The organism is Streptomyces profundus, assembly GCF_020740535.1.
Taxonomy (GTDB): Bacteria; Actinomycetota; Actinomycetes; order Streptomycetales; family Streptomycetaceae; genus Streptomyces; species Streptomyces profundus.
Map to the genome: position 1 here is coordinate 4316297 of NZ_CP082362.1, position 12855 is coordinate 4329151.

The window sequence follows — 12855 nt, forward strand, 5'->3', positions numbered from 1 at the left end:
CCCACGCCACCGACGGTCGGGCACCCCGTGCCCGGCCGTCGCCGCTGCGGGTAGGGTGATCGTCGCTGTCCACGCACCGACGCCCCATCCCCTCAAAGCCCTGTATCCACCGCTGGAGGAAGCCATGCCGCTCGTCGAAGACGCCCTGCTGGACATCCTCGCCTGCCCCGTCTGCCATGCCCCGCTGCGCGCCGACGAGCAGGAGCGCGAGCTGATCTGCACCGGCGACGCCTGCGCCCTGGCCTACCCGGTCCGCGACGGCATCCCCGTGCTGCTGGTGGACGAGGCCCGCAGGACCGGCTGAGCCGCCGGAGCCACGGACCCGCCATGATCGACGAAGCGCTGCTCGACGCACCCGACCGGCTCGTCCGCGCCGACCCGCGCAGGTTGCTCCGAGCCGTCGCCGGCGCCGGCGCCCAGGTCCGTGGCGCCGCGCGCGGCGCCGCCGAGTCGCCGCTCGCCCACCTCACCCCCGAAGGCCGCCCCGGCACCGTGCTGCACGCGGGGCTCGGCCCCCAGGTGCCGCTGCTGGCCGACCTGTTCGAGGCCCTCGCGGGCGATTCCGTGCGGGTGACCGAGCTGCGTCCCGAAGGACCGAGCACCGAGCCGGGCGCCCTCAGCTGGGGCCTGCCCCGCTGGGTCGGCGCCCTCGACCTGCTCCTGATCACCAGCGCCACCGGAGTCGAACCCGGCCTCTCGATGCTGACCGAGGCAGCCCAACGACGCGGCTGCTCCGTCGTCGCCGTCGCCCCCGACGGCTCCCCGCTCGCCGAGGCCGTCCGCTACCGCAGGGGCCTGCTGCTGCCACTGACCGCCGCGCCCTTCCAGGAGCCGACCGGGCATCCGGCCGCGCCCGGGATCGGCTGGGCGCTGCTCACGCCGCTGCTGCTGCTCGGCGACCGCCTCGGCCTGTTCGCCGCGCCCGACGCCACCGTCCAGGCCGTCGCCGACCGGCTCGACGATGTCGCCGAACGCTGCGGCCCGTCCGTCGGCACCCGGGACAACCCCGCCAAGTCCCTGGCCAGCGAGTTCGGTACGGCCCTGCCGCTGCTCTGGAGCGAGGGACCGCTGGCCACCGCCGCCGCCCGGCACGCCGCACGCACCCTGACCAGCCTGCCGGGACGCCCGGCGCTCACCGCCCCGCTGCCCGCGGCGCTCACCCTCCACGGACCGCTGCTCGCCGGCGACCTGTCGGGGGCGAGCGACCCGGACGACTTCTTCCGCGACCGGGTCGACGAGCCCGCGCCGCTCCGCCCCTCCGTGCTGCTGCTCCGCGACCCGCCGGCCGACGGCGCGCCCGGCGGCCCGCGGTCCGCCGTGGAAACCGCCCGCGCCGCCGCCGAGGAACGGGGCGTCGCGGTGGGCGAGTTGGCGGGCGGCGACGGCGCGGATCCGCTGGTCGCCTTCGCCGAGACGGTCGACCGGCTCGACTTCGCCGCCGTCTATCTGGCGTTGGCCACCGGCGCCGGCGCCGACGGCTGAATCCCGGCCCCGCCACCCAGCTCCCGACCACGCCTCGCGCGCAAAGGAAGACCTGCGATGGACCGCCTGCAGAACACCATCAGGCCCTATGCCTGGGGTTCCACCACCGCCCTGCCCGAACTCCTCGGCATCGAGCCGACCGGCCAACCCCAGGCCGAGCTGTGGATGGGGGCCCACCCAGGCGCCCCCTCGCACATCGACCGGGGCACCGGGCCCCGCTCCCTGGCCGCGCTGATCGACGAGGACCCGGCCGGCGAGCTCGGCCCCCGCACCGTCGCCGGGTTCGGTCCCCGACTCCCCTTCCTGCTCAAGCTGTTGGCGGCCGGCTCCCCGCTCTCGCTCCAGGTCCACCCCGACCGCGACCAGGCCGCCGCCGGCTACGCCGAGGAGGAGGCCAACGGAGTCCCGCTGGACGCCCCGCACCGGAACTACAAGGACACCAACCACAAGCCCGAGCTGATCTGCGCCCTCACTCCCTTCGAGGGACTCTGCGGGTTCCGCGACGCCGCCGAGACCGCCGACCTCCTCGACGGCCTGGACGTCGACCAGCTCAAGCCCTACGCCGACCTGCTCCGCGCCCGCCCCGCCGCCGACGCGCTGCGCGAGGTGCTCACCGCCGTGCTGACCGCCGACCCGGAGGCCATGGCGGACACGGTCGTCCGTGCCGAACGGGCCGCCGCCGCGCCCCCGACCGAGGGGCCGGCGGCGCGGTTCGCCGACGCCTACGCCGCCTACGCGGCGATCGCCCGCCACTACCCGGGCGACCCGGGAGTGATCGCGGCCATGTTGCTCAACCATGTGCGGCTGGCACCCGGCGAGGCGCTCTTCCTCGGCGCGGGGGTGCCCCACGCCTACCTCAGCGGCCTCGGCGTCGAGATCATGGCCAACTCGGACAACGTGCTCCGCTGCGGGCTCACCCCCAAGCACGTCGACGTGCCCGAACTGCTGCGCGTCGTGCGCTTCGAGGCCACCGGCCCCGGGGTGCTGCGGCCCGAGACCGGCGCCGACGGGTTCGAGGTGTACACCACCCCCGTCGACGAGTTCGAGCTGTCCCGGCTGCTGCTCGCCGAGGGCGCCGCGCCGCGCCGCGTGGCAGGGGACCGGCCGGCGATCCTGCTCGGAGTCGAGGGCCGGGTGTCCGTCACCGACGCCGCCGGCGAGCGCGTCGAGCTGGCTCCGGGTGAGTCCGCCTACGTCAGGGCCGGTGAACGGGTCGAGCTGGCCGGCGCCGGAGCCGTCTTCCGCGCCACCGTGGCCGGTTGACCCCGACCCGGACGGGGCGGGCGCGCGGCTGGCCGAGATCCACCCGCGCCATAGTGCCCCGTGGGGCGGGCGGTGTAGATTCGTCGCGTTACCAGACGTCGTTGCTGATGGCAGTCGGGCGGCAGGGCCGAACACGGCACAGCCCTTCCCGGCCGAGGGGAAAGAAGGCCCTCCGACGGACCGTGGCACAACGGACGCGCCGCGTACCCCGCGCACCATCCCGTGCGGGCTCGCCACGTGCCCGTCAGTGCTTCCTGTCCGCCCACACTCACGCGTGAGGAGCAGCCGTCATGACAACGACCGCAACCACCGCTCAGGACTTCAAGGTCGCCGACCTGTCGCTGGCCGAGTTCGGCCGCAAGGAAATCACCCTGGCCGAGCACGAGATGCCGGGTCTGATGGCCATTCGGCGGGAGTACACCGAGGCCCGGCCACTGGCCGGCGCCCGGATCACCGGCTCGCTGCACATGACCGTGCAGACCGCCGTCCTGATCGAGACGCTGGTCGCGCTCGGCGCCGAGGTCCGCTGGGCCTCGTGCAACATCTTCTCCACCCAGGACCACGCCGCCGCCGCGATCGCCGCCGCCGGCATCCCGGTCTTCGCGTGGAAGGGCGAGAGCCTCGAAGAGTACTGGTGGTGCACCGAGCAGGCGCTGACCTGGTCGGACAGCCCGACCGGCGGCCCCAACATGATCCTCGACGACGGTGGCGACGCCACCCTCCTGGTGCACAAGGGCGTCGAGTACGAGAAGTCGGGCCAGGTGCCGGACGTCGCCACCGCCGAGAGCGACGAACACCGGGTCATCCTCGAACTGCTGACCCGCACCGTCGCCGAGTCCCCGCAGAAGTGGACCCAGGCCGCCTCGGAGATCAGGGGCGTCACCGAGGAGACCACCACCGGCGTGCACCGGCTCTACGAGATGTTCCGCGACGGGAAGCTGCTGTTCCCGGCGATCAACGTCAACGACTCGGTCACCAAGTCCAAGTTCGACAACAAGTACGGCTGTCGCCACTCGCTGATCGACGGCATCAACCGCGCCACCGACGTCCTGATCGGCGGCAAGGTCGCCGTGGTCTGCGGCTACGGCGATGTCGGCAAGGGCTGCGCCGAGTCGCTCCGTGGGCAGGGCGCCCGCGTCATCGTCACCGAGATCGACCCGATCTGCGCGCTCCAGGCCGCCATGGACGGCTACCAGGTGGCCCGCCTGGAGGACGTGGTGGAGACGGCCGACATCTTCGTCACCACCACGGGCAACCGGGACGTCATCCTCGCGTCGCACATGACGCGGATGAAGCACCAGGCGATCGTCGGCAACATCGGCCACTTCGACAACGAGATCGACATGGCCGGGCTGGCCGCGCTGCCCGGGATCGTCCGCGACGAGGTCAAGCCCCAGGTACACACCTGGACGTTCCCCGACGGGCACAACATCATCGTGCTCTCCGAGGGCCGCCTGCTGAACCTGGGCAACGCCACGGGCCACCCGTCGTTCGTCATGTCCAACAGCTTCGCGAACCAGACGATCGCCCAGATCGAGCTGTTCACCAAGCAGAGCGAGTACCCGACCGGCGTCTATGTGCTGCCCAAGCACCTGGACGAGAAGGTGGCCCGCCTCCACCTCTCGGCTCTCGGCGTCGAGCTGACCGAGCTGACCGAGGAGCAGGCCAGCTACCTCGGCATCCCGGTCGAGGGCCCCTACAAGTCGGACCACTACCGGTACTGAGCGAGGCCGCCGCTCCGGGCGCCCGCCCATGCCACCCGGCGTGGGCGGGTCGGCCCGCGCGGCACCGAGCGACACCATGCCCCAAGGCCGCTACAGCATCCGCGACCCCGAGGACGGCACGCTCCTGGGCGAGGAGCGCTTCCACTGCGCGCCGGGCCCCGCCGGCTGGCGCTATGTGGGTGCGCTGACCTCGCCGGACGGCTCCCCGCTCGGGTCCACCGATCTGACCCTGGACGCCCTGGGCCGCCCGCTGCGCGTTCAACTGCGCGCCGGCGGCTGGCAGTTGCGCGGCGGCGTGCTGGACGGCCTGACCTGGGTGCGGATGGACGCCGCCGGACGTCAGGCCGACGAGGGCAACGCCGCCGCCCACACCTTCAGCGGCCCTTCACCCGGCTTCCTGGTCGCCGTCAGCCGCGTTCTCCGCCCGCGCCCGGACGGCCCCGGGACCCCGCCGGACGAAGGCACTCGGCTCAGGCTGGTCACCGTCACCCCGCCCACCCTGGCCGCCCGCACCCGCGACGAGAGCTGGGCCCACCTCGGCCGGGAGGTCCACCCGGCCGACGGCCCACCGCTGACCGTGGACGCCTACCAGGTGATGGACCTGGAGACGGGGGAGCGGCACACCGTCCACCTCGCCGGCGATGTGGTGCTCTCCGCCCCGGGCGTCGAACTGGAGGAGCTCGACTCCCCGCCCTCCACCTTCGCCTCCCCGCCGCCCGGCGAAGCCGGATAGCGCCGGCACCGCCCTCGGGGCCCGCTCAGAATGGAGGGGCGAACCCCGTGCGCCGCTCGGGTGCCGCCTCCGCCTGCGGCGCGGCCTCCCAGGCCGCCTCGGCCGCCCCGCCCCCGGGACCGGTCGGGACCCCGGGAACGATCGGCGCGAACCCGGAGCCCGTTCCGGACGCGGCGGGTGTCGCGGGTGTCGCGGGTGTCGCGGGTATCGGGGGTGTCGCCGGTATCGAGGGTGTCGCGGGCTCGGCGGCGGCCCCGGGCAGGGCCCGTTCCGCCTCCCGCCGATGCCGCTCGGCGACCGCAGCGGCCAGATATCCCACCGGATGCGCGCCCGAGGGCGCCGGCGCCCCCACCCGATCCGTGACATCCGTGGCCAGCCGAACCCCCATCGACCAGGCAACTCCCTCGTCCAGCTGCTCCACCCGGGTGAGGAAGCGGCGCACCGTCAGCCACAGCTCGTCCGGCACCTGGGAGAGGTCGAGCTGGGCGAAGTGGCCGGCCAGCTCCGGCGGCGCCGCCGGCACCGCCCCGCGCCGCCCGGCGGGTATCCGCTCGCGCACCACCAGCGTCCCGGCGAACACATCGCCCAGCCGGCGCCCGCGTGCGGAGACAAGCGAGGCGATACAGGCCACAGAGCCCGCCGTCAGCAGCAGCTCCACAAAGCCGATGGCGCCCCGCACCAGCGCGTGCCGGAAGCGGATCGGCCCGCCGTCCTCCCGCACCACCCGCAGCCCGAGGACCAGCTTCCCGAGGGAGCGGCCCTGGCTGAGCGTCTCCACCAGGATCGGCCCGCCGACCACCACCAGGACCAGCAACGCCACCTGCACCGCCGCCGCCGTGGCCGTGCCGAGCGGCAGCACGGCGCTCAACAGCACGACGGAGAGCAGGAGATAGAGGCCGACCACCACCGCGAGATCCATCGCGACGGCCAGCGCCCGACTGGGCAGGCGCGCCGGCCGCAGGCCGAGGACCACCGCATCCCCCGTGACCAGCTGGCTACTCATCGGCCGCCCCCTATCCGCCGCCGTTATCGACTTCCGCTGGACAGTCTGACACCAGGGTCTGACAAGCTGCCTCCCATGGACCTCGACGTGTTCGTCGCCGCGCATGAGCCGGAGTGGGAGCGGCTCGAAGCCCTGGTGCGCCGTCGCCGCAGCCGGCTCACCGGAGCCGAGGCGGACGAGCTGGTCCAGCTCTACCAGCGCGTCGCCACCCAGCTCTCCCAGCTCCAGTCCGGGGCGCCCGACCCGGTGGTGGTCAACCGGCTCACCACGCTGGTCGCCCGGGCCCGCAGCGCCGTGGTCGGCACCCGCAGGGCCACCTGGCGCGACGCCGCGCGGTTCTTCACCGTCCGCTTCCCCGCCGCCTGCTACCGCACCCGACACTGGTGGATTCCCACGGCCCTGGTGTTCACGGCCCTGGTGGCCGCGCTCGGCTGGTGGATCGCGGACAGCCCCGAGGTGCGGTCGAGCCTCGCGGCCCCCGAGGAGCTGCGGGAGATGACCAGGCCGGGCGGCTCCTATGAGTCCTACTACTCCAGCAGCCCGGCGGCGGCCTTCTCCGCTCAGGTGTGGACCAACAACGCCCAGGTGGCGGGGATGTCCCTCGCCTTCGGCGCGCTCCTCGGGCTGCCGGTGCTCTGGGTGCTGTTCCAGAACGCCGTCAACGTGGCGATCGGCGTCGGCCTCATGGCCTCCGCCGATCGGCTCGACGTCTTCCTCGGGCTGATCCTCCCGCACGGGCTGCTGGAGCTGACCGCCGTCTTCGTGGCGGCCGGAGTCGGCCTGCGCCTGGGCTGGACGGTGATCGACCCCGGGCCCCGCACCCGGGCCGTGGCCCTCGCCCAGGAGGGAAGGGCGGCGCTCGGCATGGCCATCGGCCTGGCGGTGGTGCTCCTGATCTCCGGCGCGATCGAGGGGTTCGTGACCCCCTCCGGGCTGCCCACCTGGGCCAGGATCGCCATCGGGATCGCCGCGGAAGTGGCCTTCCTCGTCTATGTCTTCACCCTGGGGCGCCGTGCCGTACAGGCAGGCGAGACGGGTGACGTGGCAGCCTCCGACCGCCCGGCCGACATCCCCGTGGCGGCCTGACCGGCCGAGCTTGACTCGCTACCAGGCGGGGCGTAACGTTCTCCGAGCTGCCACGGACCCGCCCGGATAACGGACGGTGAAGAGGAAGCGATCTGCCACCATGTGTGGCGCCTACTTTGTGAGAGCTCGAACCCGTGAGGGTCTGTTTCGGCTTGCCTGGAATAGATGCTTCGGGGCCGGATTTGGAATTCGGCGGGGGTTGGATCTAAAGTAGTGGACACACCGAAGGGAAGCGCCCGGAGGGCCTCGGAAGAGGTTCGAAGGAAGCGTCCGTTCCTTGAGAACTCAACAGCGTGCCAAAAGTCAATGCCAGATTTTGTTGTATTTTTGCGAGGATGTTCAAGCATCCTTCGTGAGATGCCTTTCTAAGACATTCACGGAGAGTTTGATCCTGGCTCAGGACGAACGCTGGCGGCGTGCTTAACACATGCAAGTCGAACGATGAACCGGTTTCGGCCGGGGATTAGTGGCGAACGGGTGAGTAACACGTGGGCAATCTGCCCTGCACTTCGGGATAAGCCCGGGAAACTGGGTCTAATACCGGATATGACCAACTGTCGCATGGTGGTTGGTGGAAAGTTTTTCGGTGCAGGATGGGCCCGCGGCCTATCAGCTTGTTGGTGGGGTGATGGCCTACCAAGGCGACGACGGGTAGCCGGCCTGAGAGGGTGACCGGCCACACTGGGACTGAGACACGGCCCAGACTCCTACGGGAGGCAGCAGTGGGGAATATTGCACAATGGGCGAAAGCCTGATGCAGCGACGCCGCGTGAGGGATGACGGCCTTCGGGTTGTAAACCTCTTTCAGCAGGGAAGAAGCCTTGCCTTTTTGGGTGGGTGACGGTACTTGCAGAAGAAGCACCGGCTAACTACGTGCCAGCAGCCGCGGTAATACGTAGGGTGCAAGCGTTGTCCGGATTTATTGGGCGTAAAGAGCTCGTAGGCGGCGTGTCACGTCGGTTGTGAAAGCTCGGGGCTTAACCCCGGGTCTGCAGTCGATACGGGCAGGCTAGAGTTCGGTAGGGGAGACTGGAATTCCTGGTGTAGCGGTGAAATGCGCAGATATCAGGAGGAACACCGGTGGCGAAGGCGGGTCTCTGGGCCGATACTGACGCTGAGGAGCGAAAGCGTGGGGAGCGAACAGGATTAGATACCCTGGTAGTCCACGCTGTAAACGGTGGGAACTAGGTGTGGGCAGCATTCCACGTTGTCTGTGCCGCAGCTAACGCATTAAGTTCCCCGCCTGGGGAGTACGGCCGCAAGGCTAAAACTCAAAGGAATTGACGGGGGCCCGCACAAGCGGCGGAGCATGTGGCTTAATTCGACGCAACGCGAAGAACCTTACCAAGGCTTGACATACATCGGAAACTGCTGGAGACAGTAGCCCTCTTTGAGTCGGTGTACAGGTGGTGCATGGCTGTCGTCAGCTCGTGTCGTGAGATGTTGGGTTAAGTCCCGCAACGAGCGCAACCCTTATCCTGTGTTGCCAGCATGCCCTTTCGGGGGTGATGGGGACTCACGGGAGACTGCCGGGGTCAACTCGGAGGAAGGTGGGGACGACGTCAAGTCATCATGCCCCTTATGTCTTGGGCTGCACACGTGCTACAATGGCTGGTACAATGAGCTGCGATGCCGTGAGGTGGAGCGAATCTCAAAAAGCCAGTCTCAGTTCGGATTGGGGTCTGCAACTCGACCCCATGAAGTCGGAGTCGCTAGTAATCGCAGATCAGCATTGCTGCGGTGAATACGTTCCCGGGCCTTGTACACACCGCCCGTCACGTCACGAAAGTCGGTAACACCCGAAGCCGGTGGCCTAACCCCTTGTGGGAGGGAGCTGTCGAAGGTGGGACTGGCGATTGGGACGAAGTCGTAACAAGGTAGCCGTACCGGAAGGTGCGGCTGGATCACCTCCTTTCTAAGGAGCATATGGCCAGCTTCGGGCGAGTGTCCTGGAGTGGTTGCTCATGGGTGGAACATTGACTATTCGGCGCTCTTCGGGTTTTTCGGCCTGCTAGTACTACTCGCTTCGGTGGGTGTGGAACGTGGTCTGGGAGGCATGAGGGGTGTTGGGCACGTTGTTGGGTGTCTGAGGGCACGGCCGCTGTTGGGTGGTTGGTGTCTTCGGTTTCCAGTATCAGGAGGGGCTCCCTTGATGGGGGGTTTCTTTTGGTGGACTGGTTGTTGGTTGAGAATTGCACAGTGGACGCGAGCATCTGTGGCCAAGTTATTAAGGGCGCACGGTGGATGCCTTGGTACCAGGAACCGATGAAGGACGTGGGAGGCCACGATAGGCCCCGGGGAGCTGTCAACCGAGCTGTGATCCGGGGGTGTCCGAATGGGGAAACCCGGCAGTCGTTATGGGCTGTCACCTACCGCTGAATGTATAGGCGGTGTGGAGGGAACGCGGGGAAGTGAAACATCTCAGTACCCGCAGGAAGAGAAAACAACAGTGATTCCGGGAGTAGTGGTGAGCGAAACCGGATGAGGCTAAACCGTTTGTGTGTGATACCCGGCAGGGGTTGCGCAGGCGGGGTTGTGGGAGCGTGCTTGGTCGTTCTGCCGGACGGTCGGAGAGTAAGAAACCATTGTGGTAGTCGAAGGGCATGCGAAAGGCCCGGCGTAGAGGGTAAGACCCCCGTAGGCGAAATCATGGTGGCTCTCTTGTGTGTTTCCCAAGTAGCACAGGGCCCGAGAAATCTTGTGTGAATCTGGCGGGACCACCCGTTAAGCCTAAATATTCCCTGGTGACCGATAGTGGATAGTACCGTGAGGGAATGGTGAAAAGTACCGCGGGAGCGGAGTGAAATAGTACCTGAAACCGTGTGCCTACAAGCCGTGGGAGCGTCGCACAGTGAGCTTGCTTGCTGTGTCGTGACTGCGTGCCTTTTGAAGAATGAGCCTGCGAGTTTGCGGTGTGTTGCGAGGTTAACCTGTTGGTGGGGAGCCGTAGCGAAAGCGAGTCCGAAGAGGGCGTTTGAGTAGCATGCCCTAGACCCGAAGCGGAGTGATCTAGCCATGGGCAGGGTGAAGCGTGGGTAAGACTGCGTGGAGGCCCGAACCCACCAGAGTTGAAAATCTGGGGGATGACCTGTGGTTAGGGGTGAAAGGCCAATCAAACTCCGTGATAGCTGGTTCTCCCCGAAATGCATTTAGGTGCAGCGTCGTGTGTTTCTTGCCGGAGGTAGAGCACTGGATAGGTGATGGGCCTTACCGGGTTACTGACCTTAGCCAAACTCCGAATGCCGGTAAGTTTAAGCGCGGCAGTGAGACTGTGGGGGATAAGCTCCATGGTCGAGAGGGAAACAGCCCAGAGCATCGACTAAGGCCCCTAAGCGTGTGCTAAGTGGGAAAGGATGTGGAGTCGCAGAGACAGCCAGGAGGTTGGCTTAGAAGCAGCCACCCTTGAAAGAGTGCGTAATAGCTCACTGGTCGAGTGATTCTGCGCCGATAATGTAGCGGGGCTCAAGTACACCGCCGAAGTCGTGTCACTGCACTTGTGTGTGGTGGGTAGGGGAGCGTCGTGTGCTGGGTGAAGCAGCCGTGTAAACGTGTTGTGGACGGTTCACGAGTGAGAATGCAGGCATGAGTAGCGATACATGCGTGAGAAACGTGTGCGCCGATTGACTAAGGGTTCCTGGGTCAAGTTGATCTGCCCAGGGTAAGTCGGGGCCTAAGGCGAGGCCGACAGGCGTAGTCGATGGATAACCGGTTGATATTCCGGTACCCGCTATGGAGCGCCAACGCTGAATCTTCTGATGCTAAGCCCGTGAAGCCGCTGGTGATCCTTTCGAGGTGATCCAGAGTGGTGGAGCCGGTGACCCGAGGGGGTAGTAGGTGAGTGATGGGGTGACGCAGGAAGGTAGTCCAGCCCGGGCGGTGGTTGTCCCGGGGTAAGGGTGTGGCCCGTTGTGCAGGTAAATCCGTGCAACATTGTGGGTGAGACCTGATGCCGAGCCGATTGTGGTGAAGTGGATGATCCTATGCTGTCGAGAAAAGCCTCTAGCGATGTTTCATGGTGGCCCGTACCCTAAACCGACTCAGGTGGTCAGGTAGAGTATACCGAGGCGTTCGGGTGAACTATGGTTAAGGAACTCGGCAAATTGCCCCCGTAACTTCGGGAGAAGGGGGGCCTCTTCTGGTGATGACACTTTGCTGTCTGAGCTGGGGGTGGCCGCAGAGACCAGCGAGAAGCGACTGTTTACTAAAAACACAGGTCCGTGCGAAGCTGTAAGGCGATGTATACGGACTGACGCCTGCCCGGTGCTGGAACGTTAAGGGGACTGGTTAGTCACATTTCGGTGTGGCGAAGCTGGGAACTTAAGCGCCAGTAAACGGCGGTGGTAACTATAACCATCCTAAGGTAGCGAAATTCCTTGTCGGGTAAGTTCCGACCTGCACGAATGGCGTAACGACTTCTCGGCTGTCTCAACCATAGGCCCGGTGAAATTGCATTACGAGTAAAGATGCTCGTTTCGCGCAGCAGGACGGAAAGACCCCGGGACCTTTACTATAGCTTGATATTGGTGTTCGGTTCGGTTTGTGTAGGATAGGTGGGAGACTGTGAAGCTCAAGCGCCAGCTTGGGTGGAGTCATTGTTGAAATACCACTCTGATCGTGCTGGATGTCTAACCTGGGTCCGTGATCCGGATCGGGGACAGTGTCTGGTGGGTAGTTTAACTGGGGCGGTTGCCTCCTAAAGAGTAACGGAGGCGCCCAAAGGTTCCCTCAGCCTGGTTGGTTATCAGGTGGTGAGTGTAAGTGCACAAGGGAGCTTGACTGTGAGACTGGCGGGTCGAGCAGGTGCGAAAGCAGGGACTAGTGATCCGGCGGTGGCTTGTGGGAGCGCCGTCGCTCAACGGATAAAAGGTACCCCGGGGATAACAGGCTGATCTTCCCCAAGAGTCCGTATCGACGGGATGGTTTGGCACCTCGATGTCGGCTCGTCGCATCCTGGGGCTGGAGTTGGTCCCAAGGGTTGGGCTGTTCGCCCATTAAAGCGGTACGCGAGCTGGGTTTAGAACGTCGTGAGACAGTTCGGTCCCTATCCGCTGCGCGCGTTGGAGTCTTGAGAAGGGCTGTCCCTAGTACGAGAGGACCGGGACGGACGAACCTCTGGTGTGCCAGTTGTTCTGCCAAGGGCATGGCTGGTTGGCTACGTTCGGGAGGGATAACCGCTGAAAGCATCTAAGCGGGAAGCCTGCTTCGAGATGAGGACTCCCACCCACTTGATGGGGTAAGGCTCCCTGTAGACCACAGGGTTGATAGGCCGGAGATGGAAGCCTAGTGATAGGTGGAGTTGACCGGTACTAATAGGCCGAGGGCTTGTCCATAGATGCTCGCGTCCACTGTGAATTTTCGTTGTTTGGCCACGCCTTTTTATAGGGTTCCGGTGGTCATGGCGGAGAGGAAACGCCCGGTTACATTCCGAACCCGGAAGCTAAGCTCTTCAGCGCCGATGGTACTGCATGGGGGACCGTGTGGGAGAGTAGGTCGCCGCCGGACAATTTTTGAGTGAAGTATGAGTAGTAGAGGTGGGGTGCACCGGTTTCGGCCGGTGCACCCCA

Annotated in this window: 7 protein-coding genes and 3 rRNA genes; 9 read left to right on the forward strand and 1 reads right to left on the reverse strand. The window is 66.5% G+C overall.

Annotated elements, in window-relative coordinates; genetic code table 11:
- Positions 1-124 precede the first annotated feature (124 nt).
- From K4G22_RS19135 to K4G22_RS19155, 5 genes are all read left to right on the forward strand, one after another.
- Positions 125-304, forward strand: coding sequence for a Trm112 family protein (locus tag K4G22_RS19135; RefSeq protein WP_062216334.1), 180 nt, complete (start codon positions 125-127; stop codon positions 302-304).
- A 23-nt stretch (positions 305-327) separates the two neighbouring features.
- Positions 328-1482 carry an SIS domain-containing protein gene (locus tag K4G22_RS19140; protein ID WP_228081509.1) on the forward strand — a complete coding sequence of 385 codons (1155 nt, stop codon included), beginning with the start codon at positions 328-330 and terminating at the stop codon, positions 1480-1482.
- Between the two features lie 57 nt (positions 1483-1539).
- Positions 1540-2745, forward strand: a complete 1206-nt coding sequence (gene manA / locus K4G22_RS19145) for a mannose-6-phosphate isomerase, class I (RefSeq protein WP_228081510.1) — start codon at positions 1540-1542, stop codon at positions 2743-2745.
- Positions 2746-3035: 290 nt separating this feature from the next.
- A complete protein-coding gene (ahcY, locus tag K4G22_RS19150) occupies positions 3036-4469 on the forward strand; it encodes an adenosylhomocysteinase (protein ID WP_228081511.1) in 1434 nt (477 codons plus the stop codon).
- A 76-nt stretch (positions 4470-4545) separates the two neighbouring features.
- A complete protein-coding gene (locus K4G22_RS19155) occupies positions 4546-5202 on the forward strand; it encodes a hypothetical protein (protein WP_228081512.1) in 657 nt (218 codons plus the stop codon).
- A 25-nt stretch (positions 5203-5227) separates the two neighbouring features.
- Here the strand turns inward: K4G22_RS19155 and K4G22_RS19160 are convergent, their stop codons facing one another.
- Complete coding sequence (locus K4G22_RS19160) at positions 5228-6205, reverse strand: RDD family protein (protein WP_228081513.1); 978 nt, start codon at positions 6203-6205, stop codon at positions 5228-5230.
- 75 nt (positions 6206-6280) lie between these two features.
- Between K4G22_RS19160 and K4G22_RS19165 the strand changes: the two genes are divergently transcribed.
- From K4G22_RS19165 to rrf, 4 genes are all read left to right on the forward strand, one after another.
- Positions 6281-7291: a stage II sporulation protein M gene (locus K4G22_RS19165; RefSeq protein WP_228081514.1), complete on the forward strand. Its 1011-nt coding sequence runs from the start codon at positions 6281-6283 to the stop codon at positions 7289-7291.
- Positions 7292-7664: 373 nt separating this feature from the next.
- A 16S ribosomal RNA gene (locus K4G22_RS19170) occupies positions 7665-9206 on the forward strand.
- Positions 9207-9508: 302 nt separating this feature from the next.
- Positions 9509-12621: ribosomal RNA gene (locus K4G22_RS19175) — 23S ribosomal RNA — on the forward strand.
- A 55-nt stretch (positions 12622-12676) separates the two neighbouring features.
- Positions 12677-12793 (forward strand): 5S ribosomal RNA (gene rrf / locus K4G22_RS19180).
- The 16S, 23S and 5S rRNA genes sit together here, the layout of an rRNA operon.
- The last annotated feature ends 62 nt before the right edge of the window (positions 12794-12855 follow it).

What these genes read in the sequence shown, in the direction of transcription:
- K4G22_RS19135 (WP_062216334.1), top strand. Translation starts at nt 125, where the DNA reads ATGCCGCTCGTCGAAGACGCCCTGCTGGACATCCTCGCCTGCCCCGTC.
- K4G22_RS19140 (WP_228081509.1), top strand. Translation starts at nt 328, where the DNA reads ATGATCGACGAAGCGCTGCTCGACGCACCCGACCGGCTCGTCCGCGCC.
- manA (WP_228081510.1), top strand. Translation starts at nt 1,540, where the DNA reads ATGGACCGCCTGCAGAACACCATCAGGCCCTATGCCTGGGGTTCCACC.
- ahcY (WP_228081511.1), top strand. Translation starts at nt 3,036, where the DNA reads ATGACAACGACCGCAACCACCGCTCAGGACTTCAAGGTCGCCGACCTG.
- K4G22_RS19155 (WP_228081512.1), top strand. Translation starts at nt 4,546, where the DNA reads ATGCCCCAAGGCCGCTACAGCATCCGCGACCCCGAGGACGGCACGCTC.
- K4G22_RS19160 (WP_228081513.1), bottom strand. Translation starts at nt 6,205, where the DNA reads ATGAGTAGCCAGCTGGTCACGGGGGATGCGGTGGTCCTCGGCCTGCGG.
- K4G22_RS19165 (WP_228081514.1), top strand. Translation starts at nt 6,281, where the DNA reads ATGGACCTCGACGTGTTCGTCGCCGCGCATGAGCCGGAGTGGGAGCGG.